Source organism: Chromobacterium haemolyticum DSM 19808 (assembly GCF_000711885.1).
Lineage (GTDB): Bacteria > Pseudomonadota > Gammaproteobacteria > Burkholderiales > Chromobacteriaceae > Chromobacterium > Chromobacterium haemolyticum.
In genome coordinates, this window is the sequence record NZ_JONK01000012.1 from 25,857 (window position 1) to 42,291 (window position 16,435).

Annotated in this window: 17 protein-coding genes; 6 read left to right on the forward strand and 11 right to left on the reverse strand. The window is 62.0% G+C overall.

Translation table 11 applies throughout. The annotated features are described in order from the left end of the window. Positions 1-58: 58 nt before the first annotated feature. Together BR71_RS08755 and BR71_RS08760 are read right to left on the reverse strand one after the other, a co-directional pair. Complete coding sequence (locus BR71_RS08755) at positions 59-895, reverse strand: class I SAM-dependent methyltransferase (RefSeq protein ID WP_019103975.1); 837 nt, start codon at positions 893-895, stop codon at positions 59-61. 185 nt (positions 896-1,080) lie between these two features. Next, on the reverse strand, positions 1,081-2,244 hold the full coding sequence (locus tag BR71_RS08760; protein WP_233423324.1) for a DesA family fatty acid desaturase: 1,164 nt from the start codon (positions 2,242-2,244) through the stop codon (positions 1,081-1,083). Positions 2,245-2,484: 240 nt separating this feature from the next. On the opposite strand from BR71_RS08760, the gene BR71_RS08765 reads away from it, so the two are divergent. Next, positions 2,485-4,089: a YdgA family protein gene (locus BR71_RS08765; RefSeq protein ID WP_043635821.1), complete on the forward strand. Its 1,605-nt coding sequence runs from the start codon at positions 2,485-2,487 to the stop codon at positions 4,087-4,089. Between the two features lie 80 nt (positions 4,090-4,169). On the opposite strand, the gene bfr is transcribed toward BR71_RS08765, so the two are convergent. Together bfr and BR71_RS25130 are read right to left on the reverse strand one after the other, a co-directional pair. After that, positions 4,170-4,643 (reverse strand): bacterioferritin, encoded by a 474-nt coding sequence (gene bfr, locus BR71_RS08770; RefSeq protein ID WP_019103979.1) that lies wholly within the window; start codon positions 4,641-4,643, stop codon positions 4,170-4,172. A gap of 162 nt (positions 4,644-4,805) precedes the next feature. Then, a complete protein-coding gene (locus tag BR71_RS25130; RefSeq protein ID WP_043635824.1) occupies positions 4,806-5,006 on the reverse strand; it encodes a (2Fe-2S)-binding protein in 201 nt (66 codons plus the stop codon). 107 nt (positions 5,007-5,113) lie between these two features. Here BR71_RS25130 and BR71_RS08780 point away from each other — a divergent pair, with 107 nt between their 5' ends. The 3 genes from BR71_RS08780 to mnmA are packed head-to-tail and all read left to right on the forward strand — an operon-like array spanning position 5,114 to position 7,219. Beyond that, positions 5,114-5,566 (forward strand): NUDIX hydrolase, encoded by a 453-nt coding sequence (locus tag BR71_RS08780; RefSeq protein WP_043635827.1) that lies wholly within the window; start codon positions 5,114-5,116, stop codon positions 5,564-5,566. Between the two features lie 31 nt (positions 5,567-5,597). Then, the gene (locus tag BR71_RS08785; protein ID WP_240315025.1) at positions 5,598-6,146 is read left to right on the forward strand and encodes a hypothetical protein; all 549 of its coding nucleotides are present in this window, start codon (positions 5,598-5,600) and stop codon (positions 6,144-6,146) included. Beyond that, on the forward strand, positions 6,143-7,219 hold the full coding sequence (mnmA, locus tag BR71_RS08790) for a tRNA 2-thiouridine(34) synthase MnmA (RefSeq protein ID WP_043635833.1): 1,077 nt from the start codon (positions 6,143-6,145) through the stop codon (positions 7,217-7,219). The genes BR71_RS08785 and mnmA overlap by 4 nt, the downstream gene beginning before the upstream one ends. 81 nt (positions 7,220-7,300) lie before the next feature. Here mnmA and BR71_RS08795 read toward each other — a convergent pair whose 3' ends face one another. Next, the gene (locus BR71_RS08795) at positions 7,301-8,443 is read right to left on the reverse strand and encodes an MFS transporter (protein ID WP_244269603.1); all 1,143 of its coding nucleotides are present in this window, start codon (positions 8,441-8,443) and stop codon (positions 7,301-7,303) included. Between the two features lie 222 nt (positions 8,444-8,665). Between BR71_RS08795 and BR71_RS08800 the strand changes: the two genes are divergently transcribed. Beyond that, entirely contained in the window at positions 8,666-9,568 is a 903-nt protein-coding gene (locus BR71_RS08800; protein ID WP_043635838.1) for a LysR family transcriptional regulator, read from the forward strand. Here the strand turns inward: BR71_RS08800 and BR71_RS08805 are convergent. Both BR71_RS08805 and BR71_RS08810 read right to left on the reverse strand, forming a co-directional pair. Then, on the reverse strand, positions 9,552-10,301 hold the full coding sequence (locus BR71_RS08805; RefSeq protein ID WP_043635841.1) for an SDR family oxidoreductase: 750 nt from the start codon (positions 10,299-10,301) through the stop codon (positions 9,552-9,554). The genes BR71_RS08800 and BR71_RS08805 overlap by 17 nt on opposite strands. A gap of 2 nt (positions 10,302-10,303) precedes the next feature. Next, complete coding sequence (locus BR71_RS08810; RefSeq protein WP_244269604.1) at positions 10,304-11,233, reverse strand: prephenate dehydrogenase; 930 nt, start codon at positions 11,231-11,233, stop codon at positions 10,304-10,306. A gap of 70 nt (positions 11,234-11,303) precedes the next feature. Here BR71_RS08810 and BR71_RS08815 point away from each other — a divergent pair, with 70 nt between their 5' ends. Then, positions 11,304-11,573, forward strand: a complete 270-nt coding sequence (locus BR71_RS08815) for a DUF4936 family protein (protein WP_043635846.1) — start codon at positions 11,304-11,306, stop codon at positions 11,571-11,573. Positions 11,574-11,700: 127 nt separating this feature from the next. On the opposite strand, the gene BR71_RS08820 is transcribed toward BR71_RS08815, so the two are convergent. The 4 genes from BR71_RS08820 to BR71_RS08835 all read right to left on the reverse strand — a co-directional run bounded on the left by BR71_RS08820 (position 11,701) and on the right by BR71_RS08835 (position 16,330). Then, the gene (locus BR71_RS08820; protein ID WP_162179206.1) at positions 11,701-12,549 is read right to left on the reverse strand and encodes an EAL domain-containing protein; all 849 of its coding nucleotides are present in this window, start codon (positions 12,547-12,549) and stop codon (positions 11,701-11,703) included. Between the two features lie 283 nt (positions 12,550-12,832). After that, positions 12,833-14,026 (reverse strand): dicarboxylate/amino acid:cation symporter, encoded by a 1,194-nt coding sequence (locus BR71_RS08825; protein ID WP_043635849.1) that lies wholly within the window; start codon positions 14,024-14,026, stop codon positions 12,833-12,835. A 199-nt stretch (positions 14,027-14,225) separates the two neighbouring features. Next, the gene (gene pabC, locus BR71_RS08830; protein WP_043635852.1) at positions 14,226-15,038 is read right to left on the reverse strand and encodes an aminodeoxychorismate lyase; all 813 of its coding nucleotides are present in this window, start codon (positions 15,036-15,038) and stop codon (positions 14,226-14,228) included. Next, positions 15,038-16,330 carry an aminodeoxychorismate synthase component I gene (locus tag BR71_RS08835; protein ID WP_043635854.1) on the reverse strand — a complete coding sequence of 431 codons (1,293 nt, stop codon included), beginning with the start codon at positions 16,328-16,330 and terminating at the stop codon, positions 15,038-15,040. The genes pabC and BR71_RS08835 overlap by 1 nt, the downstream gene beginning before the upstream one ends. Between the last annotated feature and the right edge of the window lie 105 nt (positions 16,331-16,435).

Below are 16,435 nucleotides of genomic sequence, written 5' to 3' on the forward strand. Positions count from 1 at the left end.
ATATAAATATTATTTTTAAAAACTTGTAGTTATATAGAGAGTAAAAAAAACCGCCGCTTCACACCACGGCGGTGGCTTGCAGAAAACTATAGAAAAACACCAGCTCCGGATTGCTGCGCAATTGGCGCAGTTCCCGCGTCATCGCCGCCACCAGCCCGGCGTCCACTCGTCCGGCCTCGATCAGTTGATCCGCGGCCGACAACAACAGCTCGGTCCAATAGTCCAGCACTTGCTGTCGGCGGTGCGGGTCGCGGCTATCCAGATGCCAGGTCTTGACCTGGGTTTCGACATGGCGGAAACCCAGCCGCAGCAGCATATTGCCCAGCTTGGCGCCAACGAAGGGATCTCCTCCTACCGCCAGTTGATGATCATTGAAAGCCAGCCAGTATTGCTGCAGATGGGAGGAATAAGGCGACAGGAAGAAAGAGGCGTTCATCGCCTCGGTGGCGTAGAGCCGCGCGCCAGGCTTCAAGACTCGACGCACCTCGGCCAACACCCGCTCCGGCGACAATACATGCTCCAGCACCCAGCACAGGAAGGCGGCGTCGAAGCTGGCCGGCTGGAAGTCCAAATCCTCGGCATCCATATGCAGCAGCCGAGCACGGTCCTGCCATGGGCTGCCTTGCAGACGCTGGCGCGCCACAGCCAACTGACGCTGGCTGAAGTCGACGCCGGTCACCTCCAGATCAGGATAGCGCCGTAACAGAATCTCGGTCTGCGCACCGACGCCGCACCCTACTTCCAGCAATTGGCCGACGCCGGAGAAATCGATGTCCCGGTACACGACGGATTCTGAGAAGCGCGCCTGGCGCACCAAACGCGCCTGCTCGGTAGCGGAAAAACCATGAATATAGGGCAGCTCGCTCGCCCCGTCGGTCAGTTGCAGTGTAGCCATGTCCATCTCGCAGAGTTGCATCAAGATGGCCCATTATATTTCCAAATATTATTACAAATATAAATTTTATTTCTTATTTTTATATAAAAAACAAATCTAATTGGCATGCAAAAAGCATGGTTGCCAACCCGCGCGGACGCAAAAAAACCCGCAGCGCGCTGCGGGTTTTTATCGAATCAAACCGGCTAAACCATTGCGGCCTGACGCAAACTTATCGAGAAACGCTGCAAGGCGGCGATGCCCGAAGCCTCGGCGCGGGTGCACCAGTCCTGCAGCTCCTTGAGCAGTTGCTCGCGGCTCAGCGTGGAGCGCTCCCACAGGCGGGTCAGCTCCTGACGCATCGAATACACCGTGGCCAGCACCTGGCTGTGTTCCATCAAAGCGGCCAACTGCATGCGCTCGGTTTCCGGCGTATCCTTGGCGTCCTGCTTCAACCACACTTTCATCTTGCGGCTCAGCTTGCTGCCGGAAAAGTCGGGCAGATTGATCTTGTCCAACTCGCTGCGATACACCTCCTTCAACTCACGCGCGTAACGGGAAGCGATGGCGTAGCGGTTGGAAATGATGGCCTGCAAATGTTCAAGATCCAATTGCGGACGCGAAGCGTCCTCGGCCAAGCGCGGCGCCACCTTGCGCACCTTAGCCAGACCCAGGATTTCCAGAATGCGGATATACATCCAGCCGATGTCGAACTCGTACCATTTATACGACAGCTTGGCCGAGGTGCCGAAGGTATGGTGGTTATTGTGCAACTCTTCGCCCCCCACCAGGATGCCCCAGGGGAAGATATTGGTGGACGCGTCCTCGTTCTCGAAGTTGCGGTAGCCCCAGAAGTGGCCAATGCCGTTGATGACGCCGGCCGCCCAGAACGGGATCCAGATCATCTGCACCGCCCAGATCGTCAGCCCAATAGGCCCGAACAACACCAGATTGATCAGCAACATCAGCACGATGCCCTTGGCGCTGTGACGAGTGTAGACATTGCGTTCCAGCCAATCGTCCGGGGTGCCGTGGCCGAACTTGTCCATGATGGCCTGATCCTTGCAGGCGCCGCGGTACAGTTCCGCGCCCTCCCACAATACCTTCTTGATGCCCAAGACCTGCGGGCTGTGCGGGTCGTCCGCAGTCTCGCACTTGGCGTGATGCTTGCGATGGATGGCGGCCCACTGTTTGGTGACCATGCCTGTGGTCAGCCACAACCAGAAACGGAAGAAGTGGCTGGGAATGGGATGCAAATCGAGCGCGCGGTGCGCTTGGTGACGATGCAGAAAGATGGTGACCGCTGCGATGGTGACGTGGGTCAGAGCCAAAGCGACCACGATATAGCCCCACCAGGGGAGGTCAAGCACGCCGTTTATCCAATTCATGTACTAATCGCGCCTCGTAAATCAAACTAGAAGAAAGACTCTATTCTATACAAGCGGTCCGCCAATGTCAGACCGTTTTGCGTTTTCGCCGATTATCCATCCGCCGCAAACGCGAGTTTGGACCCCGCCAGCGCCCTTGGGTTCACTCGCCGGCAGTAACGCAAGCGGCGGACGATGGTGTACCATAGGGCTTCATTCCATCCTAGTTAAGAAAAAGCGCTAGTGTTGCCAAATCGTCGTCTGATCATTGCCGGCGCCACACTCGGTGGCCTGTTCGTTCTGTATGGAGGCGCAACCCTGTGGGCCGGCGTCAAGGCGGAGCAGACCTTGCAGGAACAGCACAAGATGCTGGCCGACCTGCCGCTGTTCAAAGTCAAATCCCACAGCTACCAACGCGGTTGGTTCTCCTCCACGGAAACCACAGAACTGGTGTTCAACCGCCATTTGTCCGGCCCGTATGAAAACATGCTGCCCGACAATGTGAAGCCCTTGTTGAACGCCACCATCAAGTTCACCAACCACGTCAAGCACGGCCCCCTTCCCGGCATCGGCGATTTCGACTTCCGGCCCGGCCGCGCGCTGGTGCGCACGGAGTTCGCGATGAGCGACTCCACCCGCAAGACGCTGGCCAGCTTCTTCGGCGACAAGGAACCCATCACCATCTTCAACCGTCTGGGCTTCGGCGGCGGCGGCGAACTGGACGTCAAGGTTCCGGCCTTCGACTATGAGGAAGCTCTGTCCGGCGTGAAGATGAAATGGAAGGGCTTTGACCTGAAGCTCGACTACGCAAACGGCTACAAGGAATACAAAACCGAAGCGCTGTCTCCCGGCTTCCTACTGGAAGCCGCCAGCAAAGGCACGGTCGCCTTCGACGGCGTGCGCTACGTTTCCGACATCCGTCCGGGCAGCACCGGCGTCAAGCTGGGCACCAGCGAACTGACCGTGGGCAATGTCCGGCTCAACTCCCGCGAAAGCGTGCCCTACAGCATCAAGCTGAACGAGCTGGTCTATCTGATGACCCGCGTGCGCGTTGGGGAGTTCATCAACCCGTCCGGCGAATTCAAGCCGTCCGCGGTGACGCTGAAGGATTTCCGCTATCAAATCGTCACCAGCGAGCAGGACGACTACGTCAACACCCGCGGCAAGCTCAACTTCGCCGAGTTCAACTTCAACGACCACCGCTACGGCCCGATGCGCCTGGATATCTCGGCCAACCACCTGCACGGCCCGACGCTGGTCAAACTGGACCAGGCCATCGGCCAAATCCCGTTCGAGGGCGTAGACCCCGCGCTGCTGCGCAAGCAATACATCGACACCATCAAGAAGAACGGCATTCCGCTGCTGCAGAACGACCCCAAGGTGGTGATCAACGAGTTCTACCTGAAAATGCCCAACGGCGAAGCCAAGCTGGAAGGCAGCCTGGGCGTCAAGGGCCTGCAGCCCGCGGACCTCAACGACGCGGCGCAGTTCATCCGGCGCTTCGAAGTGGACGCCAAGCTCAGCCTGCCGCGCCAGACGCTGGAAGACCTGGTGATCGCCCAGGCGCGCACGCTGTTCACCGTCGATCAGAGCGCCGAGGACCAGCCGAACATGAAGGAAGTGGAAGACCTGGCCAAGAACCTGCTGGACAGCCAGTTGGCGCAGTGGAAGAGCGAGCAGTACATCGTCGAGGACAAGGGCCAGATCAACACCGAGCTCAATTACGGCAGCGGCGTGCTGACCATCAATAAAAAGAAAGTGGCCCTGCCTTGGGAGGAAGCCGAGGCGGAACCCCCGCGCGACGCCTCCCAGCCCAGCACCGACAAGAATACGGACAAAAAGAAATAAGGCGGCGGACGCCGCATGCAAAAAGGGCTGTCGCAAGACAGCCCTTTTTCTTTCCCGACCCGGTCGAAACCCGGCCGCGTTTAATCGTCGTGCATCTGGCTTTGCAGGTAGTTCTGCAGCCCCACGCTTTCGATCAAGCCCAGTTGCGTCTCCAGCCAGTCCACGTGCTCTTCCTCGCTCTCCAGAATGTCTTCCAGCAAGTCGCGGGTCACATAGTCCTTGGCGCTTTCACAGTAGGCAATGGCTTCGCGCAACACCGGCAGCGCGTCCATTTCCAGCTTCAAGTCGCATTCCAGCATTTCCTTCGGATTCTCGCCGATATGCAACTTGCCCAGATCCTGCAGATTCGGCAAACCTTCCAGAAACAGCACGCGCTCGATCAACGCGTCGGCATGCTTCATCTCATCGATGGACTCGTGGTATTCGTGCTCGTTCAGTTTCTTCAAACCCCAGTTCTTGTACATGCGGGCATGCAAAAAGTACTGGTTGATCGCGGTCAGTTCGTTCTTGAGGATCTGGTTCAGATACTTGATAACTTTTTTATCGCCTTGCATCGCGCTCTCCGGGAAGAAATGATTCTTCCATTATGACATAGCGCGAGCCAGTCTCAAGTTATCACAAGCAAAATAAAGGACTACGCGCCGCGGGGTGCGGTGCGTGGGAGATTTGCAGTTCGCTCGGCCTTGGCCGAGACTAGCAACAGGCGAGGTCAGGAGTTAGGCGGCGCTGCGAGCGGTCGAAGCCGGTCCAAGCGCGTGGACAGCCTCCTTGCGAAGTTGGTTAGCCATGCAGGCGCATTTGCCGCACTCTGTCGCCACCCCGAGCTCGCGGCTCAGATCGCACATGCGGGTTGCCCCATTGTGCACCGCTTCGCGGATTTGCTTGTCAGTCACAGCGTGGCAGAGGCAAACGTACATGGCAGTTCCGGTGGTGAGTTAACTCGGGATTGAGTTAAAGTAATCGAGAATCGTTATCAAGAATATAGATTCAAACAAGAATCATTGTCAACAAGAAAGCGCAGACCATGACGCAGTGGAAACCAAATGCGACAGTTGCGGCAGTCATTGAGCTGGATGGGCGCTACCTGATGGTGGAAGAGGTGACCAGCGATGGCATTTGTTTCAACCAGCCCGCCGGCCACCTGGAATACGGCGAAACACTGGAAGACGCGGTAAAGCGCGAAGTTTTGGAAGAAACCGGCTGGCACTTCCGGCCCTTGGGGCTGGTGGGCATTTATCTGGTGGACCGCCCCAACAGCGACATCACCTATCTGCGTTTCGCCTTCTACGGCCACCCCTTGCGCCGCGAGGACTACCCGCGGCTGGACGAGGGCATCCTGTCCGCGCAATGGCTGAGCCACGATGACATCGTCGCGTTGCGCCCCCGGCATCGCAGCCCCGTGGTGCAGCAATGCCTGGACGATTACCGCGCCGGCAAGCGCCACCCCCTGTCGCTCATCCACCACCTCGACCGCTAGCGGGCGCCTTAGCCCGCAGCCCGGAGTCTGCATGTCCTTGAGATCATTGCCTTTCCTATTGGCTATGCTGGCCTGGTTTCCATGGGCCGCGCAAGCCAGCGCCATCAATATCTGCTACCATTACGGCTGTTCCAGACATGCCTACGTAGACATCTCCGCCGAGGCCGACGCCTGGCTCGCCGCTCGCCTGTCCGAGGCCAACAGCCCGGAAACCGAACGTTCCGCCGTCGGCGCCGCGGTCACCGCGCTCTATCACATCGCCGCGCGCACGCTGCCCATCTGGCAGGACAAGGGCGGCAATTTCCGCGACGGACCCGCCGAAGGCCGCATGGACTGCGTGGACCACAGCAGCAATGTCACCACTTTCCTCACTTATCTGCAGGATCACGGCTGGCTGCAATACCACACGGTGGGCAAACCGGCCTGGCGCGCGCCGCGCCTGCTCGATCTGCATTACACCGCGGTGCTGCGCGACATGCTTTCCGGCCAGGACTGGGCAGTGGACAGCTGGTTCAAGGACTTTGGGCAAGCCCCGGTGGTGCTTGCCCTTGATATTTGGATGGAAGGATATTCCCCGTGACGGGTAAGAAAAGAATTGTCGTCGGCATGTCCGGCGGCGTGGACTCCTCAGTGACCGCTTCGCTGCTGAAACAGCAAGGGCACGAGGTGATCGGCGTCTTCATGCAGAACTGGGAAGACGACAACGACGACGAATACTGCTCGATCAAACAAGATGCGCTGGACGCGATGAGCGTGGCCGACATCGTCGGCATCGACATGGAAATCGTCAACTTCGCCAAGGAGTACAAGGACCGCGTGTTCTCCTACTTCTTGAAGGAATACTCCGCCGGCCGCACGCCCAACCCCGACGTGCTGTGCAACGCCGAAATTAAGTTCAAGGCCTTTCTAGATTATGCGATGGAGCTGGGCGCCGACTGCATCGCCACCGGCCACTATGCGCGCAAGCTGGAAAAAGACGGCACCCACTATCTGATGAAGGCGGTGGACCACACCAAGGATCAGAGCTACTTCCTGTACCGGCTGCAACAGCATCAGTTGGCCAAGGCCATTTTCCCGCTTGGCGACATCCGCAAGACCGAGGTGCGCAAGCTGGCCGAGGAAGCCGGCCTGCCCACTGCGGCCAAGAAGGACTCCACCGGCATCTGCTTCATCGGCGAGCGGCCGTTCCGCGAATTCCTGCAGCGCTATCTGCCCACCAAGCCCGGCGAAATGATCCTTCCGGACGGCAAGGTGGTGGGCGAGCACATCGGCCTGATGTATTACACCCTGGGTCAGCGCAAGGGGCTTAACATAGGCGGCGCGCGCGACGGCACCGGCGAACCGTGGTTCGTCGCCGGCAAGGACATTCCCGGCAACAAGCTGATCGTGGTGCAAGGCCATGACCACCCGCTGCTGCTGAAGCCCACCTTGGCGATGGCTGACCTGAGCTGGACGCTGCCGGCGCCGCCGGCGGCAGGCGAATACGCCGCCAAGAACCGCTACCGCATGGCCGACGCCAACTGCAATCTATCCGCCATCGTCGACGGCCAGACCACGCTGACCTTCCGCGACAAGCAATGGGCGGTCACCCCCGGCCAGTCCGCGGTCCTGTACGACGGCGATGTCTGCTTGGGCGGCGGCATCATCCAATAAGAAGCGATTCAAAGTCCGCTGCGTGCCGACGGCACAATGAAAAAGCCCTGCGCCAAGCCGCAGGGCTTTTTTCTTTCAGGCTCAAGGTTGCGGCAAGGGCTGCAGCCGCCTCAAGCCCAGGCTGATCGCCAGCATCGCCGCCAGGCTGGCCGCCAGCACCGCGGCAACGCCTTGCCAACCGCCCCTCCCCCACATCAGGCCGGACAAAGACCCCACCAAGCTGGAGCCCAGATAGTAGGCGCTCAGATAAATGGCCGAGGCCAGCGCCCGCCCCTGCCGCGCCCGCAGCCCCACCCAGCTGCTGGCCACCGAATGACCGGCGAAAAAACCGAAGGTGAACAAGGCGATGCCGGCCACCAGCAGCGTCACGCGGTCGCTCAGGGTCAAGCCCAGCCCCAGCAACATGGACAGGACCATCAGCCACAGCACATTGCGCCGGCCCAGGCGGTCCGACAACTTGCCTACCCAGGCCGATGACCAGACGCCGACGATATACAGCGAAAACACCAGCCCCAACAAGCTCTGGCTCATATTGAACGGCGCGGCCAGCAGACGAAAACCCAAATAGTTGTACAAGCTGACGAAACAACCGGACAACAAAAAGGCGCTGACGAACAACCAGGGCAGTCCTGGATCGCGGAACAAGCCCTTGGCTTCCCGCCACATGCGGCCGAAATCATGCCTGCGCGGCTGGAAATGACGCGACGGGGGCAGATTGCGCCAGAACAAGCAAGCCCCCGCCACGCCAAGCAAGGCCAGCGTCAGCAACGCCCAGCGCCAGCCTAGATGATCGGCCAGCAAGGAAGCGATGAAACGGCCGCTCATCCCGCCCAGCGCATTGCCGGCGATATACAGGCCCATAGAGTGGCCCAGTGACTTGGCGTCCACCTCTTCGCTCAAATAGGTCATCGCCACCGCAGGCAAGCCGGCCAGAGCCACCCCGAACGCCGCGCGCAGCCACAGCAGATGCTGGAAGCTGTCCGCCAGCGCAGACAGCAACATCAGCAGCGCGCCCAGCGCCAGCGCCGCGTTCATCAAGGGGCGCCGGCCAAGGCGATCCGCCAGCAGGCCGGCGGGAATCAGGCTCAGGGCCAGACTGCCGGTGGCGAGCGACACCACGCCGCTGGAGGCGGCCGGCGACAGGGCGAACTCCTGAGCGAACATCGGCATCAGCGGCTGCGCGCCGTAAAGCATGGCGAAGGTGCAATAGCCGCCGACAAACATGGCTCGCGCGGTGGCGCGAAATTCTGGGGTGCCTGCATGCAATTTGGCCGGGGGAAAGCTGGGTTCGGACGGTGGCGGCGCAAGGGCGCGAAGGCAAGGAGACGACGAATCGGCGGACATGAAAAAGCTTTCAATGCGAAATATGGCTTTGAGCTTAGTCTTGGCCGAAAGCGCAGTCCAATATATATTTAAACATCATTTGATACTTTTGAAATATCAATCATGGAACTGCGCCATCTACGCTACTTCGTTGCGGTTGCCGAGGAGCTCCACTTCACCCGCGCGGCCCAGCGCCTGCACATTGGCCAGCCTCCGCTCAGCCAGCAGATCCAGGCCCTGGAATCCGAACTGGGCGTGCGGCTGCTGCGCCGCCACCAGCGCAAGGTGGAGCTGACCGAGGCCGGCCGCCAATTCCTGGGCCGCGCCCAACGCATTCTGGCCGACGCGGAACTGGCCGCGATGGAAGCCCGGCGTGCCGCGCGCGGCGAAATCGGAGAGTTGAGCATAGGCTTCACCTCCTCTTTGCCGCTGTCCCCCATCCTTCACACCGGCTTGCACGATTATCGCCAGCGCTTTCCGGAAGTGCGGCTCAAACTGCGCGAGATGTTCACCACAGACCAATACCAAGCCTTGCAACAACGGCGACTGGACATCGGCTTCGTGCGCTTCAACGGTCTGGAGCCCATGGCGGACATCGCGATGGTGGAATTGCAGCGGGACGCTTTGCGGGTGGTGATCAGCGCCGATCATCCGCTGGCGGGCCTGCCGGCGCTGCGGCTCGAGCAATTGCGCGGAGAGAGCCTGATCGGCTATCCCCAGGAGGCCGGCACCGGCTTGAATACGGTGCTGCGCGAACTGGCGCGCCGCCAAGGCATGGACTGGCGGCCGCGACAGGAGGCGGGCGAGGCGATCACCCAAATCGGCCTGGTGGCCGCCGGACTCGGCATCGCCATCCTGCCCTCTCCGCTGGAATGCGTGCGGCTCCCCGGCGTGCGCTATGTGCCGCTGTTGGACGAGGGCGCTTATCTGGCGATGGGCTTGGCCACCCGTCAGGACGAAGATTCGCCGCTGGTGGCCCAGTTTCTCAACTTGATGCGAGAGCGCTGGCTCAACGACCGCCGCTGACGTCCAGCAAGCTGCCTGTACAGAAAGAGCTGGCGTCGGACAACAGCCAGACAATGGCGGCCGCCACCTCCTCGGCCGCGCCGCCGCGCCCCATCGGCACGCTGCCGGCCAGGCGCTCCACCCGGCCGGGCTCGCCGCTGGAGGCATGAATGCCGGTATGGATCAGCCCCGGCCGCACTGCGTTGACGCGGATGCCTTCGGCGGCCACCTCCCGCGCCAGGCCCAGGGTCAGGGTATCGATGGCCCCCTTGCTAGCGGCGTAATCGACATACTCTCCGGCCGAGCCCAGCCGCGACGCGGCGGAAGAGACGTTGACGATGGCGCCGCCAACGCCGCCATGGCGGGTGGACATCCGGCGCACCGCCTCACGACAACAGAGAACGGGGCCCAAAACATTGCTGCGCAAGACTTGCTCCACCCGTTGCGCCGAGTAATCCTCCAGCCGGCCAATCGGCGCGGTGACGCCGGCATTGTTGACCAGCGCGTCCAGGCGGCCAAAATGCGCCGCCACCGCGTCGAACAAGCCCACGATGTCCGCCTCGAGCGAGACATCAGCGCAAAACGCTTCGGCGTCCGCGCCCGCTTGCCGCAGCTCGGCCACAACCGCCTCCGCTCCGGTTTGGTCAAGGCGGTAATTGACTGCAACGCGCCAGCCCTCCACTGCCGCCAGACGCGCGGTCGCCGCGCCTATGCCGCGCGAAGCGCCGGTAATCAACACCACTTTGACGCTCATCTTCACCCCTTGCGCATGAATTGCTGATGCCAGCGCGTGCGCGCGCCGCGCGCCGCGCCGAAACGCTCCGCCAAGCGCTCTCCGTCTCCCGCCGCCAGCATTTGACGCAATTGGTCCAAACCGGCGCGATAGCGGTCGAGTTCCTCAAGCAAGGCGTCCCGGTTGGCCAGGCTGATGTCGGTCCACATTTCCGGATGGCTGCCGGCAATGCGGGTGAAATCGCGAAAACCGGTGGCGGCGAAATCAAAGCAGCGCTCGGCGTCGGCCTTGCCCGCCACCATGTCCACATAGGCGAAGGCCAGCAAGTGCGGCAGGTGGCTGACGGTGGCGAAGACCGCGTCGTGCTCCTGCGCCGTCATGCAGTGGATTTCCGCGCCGCAGGCGCGCCATAGCGCCGCCACTCGCTCGGCGACGGAAGGCAGGGTCTCCGGCAACGGCGTCAGCACGACTTTGCGGTTTTCGTACAAGCCGTACTGCGCGGCGGCGGCCCCGGATAGATCGGAGCCGGCGATGGGATGCGCCGGCACGCAATGCGCCAACTGGTCCGGCAAATGCCGGCGGTACAACTCCACCACGTCGCCCTTGGTGCTGCCGGCGTCGGTAACGACCGTCTCCGGCCGCAGCCGCGGCGTCATCGCCGCCATCAGCGCGCCCATCTGCCCCACCGGCGAGGCCAGCAACACCAGATCGGCGCGCCCGGCCACCTCGGCCAAATCCTGGCTGATTTCGTCCACCACGCCCAGTTCCAGCGCCCGCTCCAGGTTTTCCCGGGTGCGGCCGACGCCGATCACATGCCGCGCCATCCCGGCGCGCTTCAGCGACAGGGCGAACGAACCGCCAATCAGGCCCACGCCCACCACCACCAGGGTATCCATCCCTTGCTGCACCGCTTCTCCTCTATCCATCGCCTTGGAACCTAGAACGGCTATCATACCTGCCTAGTGTTGGCTGACAACCACTCCGTTGCGACGCATCAAGCGCGCCCCCTGCATAGGACATCCGATGAGCTACAGTTTTTATTGCTATTTCAAGGTCGACACGGACAACGCGCCCCTGCTTGCGCGGCTGCGGGCACTGCAAGCCGGCGTCCTGGCACGCGCTGGCGTCGCCGGCCGCCTGCTGCGTCGACGCGACGACGCCGGCACCTGGATGGAAGTTTATGAGGAGATAGCCGACGCGGACGCTTTCCGCCGCGTCTGGCAGGAGGTCAGCGCCGAATGCGGACTTGCGGCCTTAAGCCGCCATGAGGAGTGGTTTCAGCCGCTGGATTAAGAAGCTGTTCACGATCCGCTGCGCGTTGTGGGGCGTGACACGGTGAGTATCCCTTCGAAATGCACATGCACCGTGTCAGCCGTTTTCAAGGCGGTATCGCCGCAGCGCAGCAGACTTTGAACTGGTTCTAAGAAATCGGCCAGCTCAGGGTATCTACCGGCCGCGCCAAGTGAAATCCCTGGACAAAGTCGCAACCGGCGGCGCGGGCGATGTCCAGTTGCATCTCGCTTTCTATGCCCTCGCCCACCACCTTGGCCCCGTGCAGCTTCAGGATGGCCACCAACTCGGCCAATTTGTCTCGCAACGCCGGCCGCATCAAGGCCCGCCGCATCAGCACCTTGTCCAACTTGACGTAATCAGGCTCCAGCAGCCACACCCGTTCCAGATTGGACGCGCCCTGGCCAAAGTCGTCCAGGGAAATCAGGAAGCCCAGATCGCGGTAGCGTTGCACCGCGCCATGCAGCCGCACCGGATCGCTGACCGCGTCCTCGACAATCTCCAGGCACACATGGCTAGGCTGCACGCCCAGCAGTTGCAAGACCTCGGCGAAAAACTGCCCATGCGCCTCGCTGACGTTCACCAAGTGCTGGGCATTGACGTTTAGCGACAGCACCAGGCCCGGCGGCGGCGCTTGCAACAAGAAATTGAGCAGATGTAGACAGCGCAGCTGCCGGTCCACATACACGGTGCGGCGCGGCGTGGTTTCCGCGGCGAACAGCACCGTGGGAATCAATTGGCCCCCAAAGCGGTCCGACACCCGCGCCAGCGCCTCCACCGACCACAACTTCGGCTCGCCGTCCTGCAAACGAAACACCGGCTGGAAGACGCTGCGAAAACGCCAGTCCTCGTGCTGTCCGCGCACGCGCTCATCACGCCAGGACAAGGGCTCCTCCTCGAAGCCATGCCGCGCCAGCATCTGATTCAAGCGCGGCAACGCCGCCTGCGCGCGCGGCGCGCCCAGGTCCCAAACCGCCACCTCACACTCCGCCATCGCCGACATCGCGCCTCCCGGCATGCGCCAAGAAAACAAACAAGAAAAAGGCCGAACATCGTTCGGCCCAAACAGGATACGAGAGAAACCTGCATGCGGTTCCATTGAACCGGCAAACAGAAAAAGGCCGGCTTTCAGGCGACAGCGCCGCCGAAAGCCGCCAGCGCTCTACTGCGCCAGAAAGACCGGCTCAATATACATGGCTCTCTTTATCTCTAAAAATAATTAAATGCTCGTTGTATAGTTCGTATAAATCTATGAGTCGAATTCAGGCTTGCTGCGAAGCCGGCTTGGCTTCCGCCTCATCCGTCTCCCCCGCCGGCCTTCCCATGATGCGGTCCAGCCACAACGCGATCACGCCGTCGCCGGTGACGTTGCAGGCTGTGCCGAAACTATCCTGCGCCAAATAGAGCGCAATCATCAGGGCCAGGCTGGCCTCGGGGAAATGCAACATGCTGGCCAGGATGCCCAGCGCCGACATCACCGCGCCGCCCGGCGCGCCCGGCGCCGCCACCATGGTCACGCCCAAGAGCAGAATGAAGGGGAACATCACATCCCAGCTAGGCACATCCAGGCCGGCCGTCATCAACATCACCGCGGTGGCGCAAGTCACCAGCGTGATGGTGGAACCGCACAGATGGATCGTGGCGCACAGCGGCATCACGAAATCCGCCACCGGGCCGGAGACTTTCATCTGCTTGGCCGAGCGCAACGCCACCGGAATCGTCGCCGCCGACGACATGGTGCCCAACGCGGTCAGGTAGGCCGGCAGCATATTGCGGATCAAAGACCAGGGGTTGCGGCCGCTGGCGAGGCCCGTCACCGTGTACAGCAGGGTCAGCCAGATCCAATGCATGGCGATGGCCAGCACCAGTACCACGCCAAAGGTCTTCAACGTGGAGAACACGGAACCGTCGGCCGCCATCTCCGCGAAAACGCAGGCGATATAGGCAGGCAACAACGGAATCAGCACTTTGGCCAACACCAGTTCGACGATGTCCTTGCCTTGATCCACCACTTCCTTGAGGCGCTGCGCGCGGGTGACGGCGATGCCCAGGCCAAACACGAAGGCCAGCATCAAGGCGGTCATCACGTCGAACAGCGGCTTGATCTCCAGCGTGAACAAGGCCTTGATCGCCGCCGGCTTATCGGTAGCGTGCACGCCCTGAGCGATCAGCGACGGCAGCACGCCGGAGGAGACGGCGAAGGCCGCCAAACCGGACAGAATAGTCGAGCAATAGGCCAACCCCACGGTCCAGCCCAGCATCTTGCCGGAGTTGGACTCCAACGCGGCGATGCCGCTCATGATGTAAAACACGATAATCAGCGGAATCATGAAGCCGATGAACTGCCCGAACAGGGCTTTGAAAGTCATCAGCAAGGTCAGCGGCCCATCCGGGGCCCATAGCCCCAGCGCCAGGCCAACCGCCATGCCGGCCAGTAGTTTAAGGATCAATTTCACGGCAACCTCTCTGAGCTTGGTCTTAATGTTGTTCGCGATCCGCGCATGCGCTTGCCGCCATGCCCGGTCCGGACACGGCGCGCCAGTCGGAAGAATGGAATCCGCCCGGCAAGGGCGGCTTGGACAAGAAAGCAGACGCGGTCTGGGCAGGCCTGCCGACAACGCCGGGAACTGCCCTCCCGGCGCCAGGCTTCAACCTTCAGGCTTGAAGCGACAGGCTGTGTTGCAGGGCGCGCAGCAGCGGATGAGGTGTCCAGTTGCGCTCGCCCAAGCGGGTAATCTGCCAGATACCCATCAGGCTATTGGAGAGAAACACCGCATCGGCGTCAATCAAGCGCGACGTGGAAAGTCGCGTTTCAGTAAAAGAGCGTCCGATATCCAAACAATACGCGGTCAACCAATCCCGCACCGCTCCGTTCACACCGCAACGGTCCAGCCTCGGCGTGACGATCGCTTCGCCTTCCAGCACGTAGACATTGCTCATCGTGCCCTCGGCCACCCAACCCTCCATGTCCAGCATCAGGCCCTCGGCGACGGCGGGGTCTTGCCACTCAGAGCACGCCAGCACGTTCTCCAGCCGGTTTAGGTGCTTGATGCCGGCCAAAGCCGGCTGCAAGGCCAAGCGGGTTTCGCACCAGCGCGCCGTCACGCCCTGTTCAGATCGCTCCGGCGGATAGCCGTTCCAGGCCGCGGCGCTGACGATGCGAGTGCAGGACGGGGCCTCCGGCATCGCATAACCACGCGCGCCTGCGCCGCGGGTCAGCATAATCTTGGCCGCAGCGCGCGGCAGGCCGTCTCCCGCCGCGGCCAAGTCCGCCAGCAGCAAGCTCTCCTCAGGCGGGGGCAGGCGCAGCCTGCGCGCGTCGTCGCACAAACGCGCGTATTGCCACGCCCACAACCTGGGCTTGCCCTCTATCAGCTCCAGCGTCCGAAACACGCCGTCGCCGTAGGCCAGGCCGCGATCCGCAGCAGCGACCCTCTCGTCGGCGCGGCCGTTGATCAGCATCGCCATCAGGCCTGCTCCACGCCCAGCGCCCGCAGCAGGCCGCGCGCCTTGTGGCGGGTTTCCTGCAGTTCGCGCTCGGGATCGGAATCGGCGACGATGCCGCCGCCGGCGCGAAAACGCAGCGAGGCGCCCTCTTGCATGAAAGTGCGGATCAGGATGTTCAAGTCCATGCTGCCGTCGCGGTTGAGGTAGCCAAGGCTGCCGGTATAGGCGCGCCTAGCGCTGTTTTCCAGTTCGCGAATAATTTGCATGGTGCGCACCTTGGGGCAGCCGGTGATGGTGCCGCCGGGAAACAACGCACGCAGCGTGTCAGCCGGACCCACGCCGGAACGCAGGCGGCCTCGAACATTGGATTCGATGTGATGGACATAAGCGTAGCTTGCCACGGCCATCAATTCGTTGACCTCAACGCTGCCGGGCAGGCAAATACGCCCCAGATCATTGCGCTCCAGATCGATCAGCATCACATGCTCCGCCCTCTCCTTGACGCTGGAAATCAACCGTTGCTTCAAGGCGGCGTCTTCCACCGGGTCCTTCGAGCGCGGATGGGTGCCGGCGATCGGCCGCGTTTCCGCCCATCCCTCGCTCACCCGCACCAGTCTCTCCGGCGAAGAGCTGACGATCTGTGCGTCGCCAAAGTCCGCCAAGGCCGAAAACGGCGCCGGGTTGGCGCGGCGCAGAGCGGAGAACAGATCGACGGCGGCCACGCCGGCTTCCAGCTCGGCGCGCCAGCCGCGCGAAATATTCACCTGGAACACATCGCCTTCGTAGATGTAGCGCTTGAGACGGACGACCGCGTCGGTGTACCACTGCGGCGGATCTTCCTCCAAACCCCGCAGGGCCACCGGACGCGGCGCGAACACCGGCGCAGCTTGGGCCAGGCTCAACGCCCGCTGCCACAGTTCGGCGCTTTCCGCCACGATCCAGCCGCAGCCCTCGCGGCGATCCACCAGCACCGCGGCCGGGGTGCGCGCCAACGCCGCCAGCGGAAAGCTGTCCGGCAACGCTTCGGGCACGCTGGGCTCGAACTCGGACAGCAGATCGTAGCCCAGGTAAAGAAAATGCCCGCCGACAAAAGGCAGTTGGTGGCGGTTATCGACCGCTTGCGGCTTGAACTCCGCCAAGCGGCGCAGGAAATCGCCGCCTTCGCCCGCGTAAAACAGCTCGCGCCCGTCTTCCAGCAACAAAAGATCCCAGCCAGTGTCCCCGGAGGACATCATCAAGTAGGGAAAGGTTTGCGGATCCGCCGCATGCATCGCCAGCAAGTCCGGCGCAAAATCCAGTTTCTGAGTGAACATCGAGAAAGTCCCGGGCCGGCAGCCCGGCGCAGCTTGCCGCCCGCTTTGACCCGGACGGCGTGAAAACAAAGAAAAACCGCTGCGAGTGTAGCGCAGCGGTTCGGG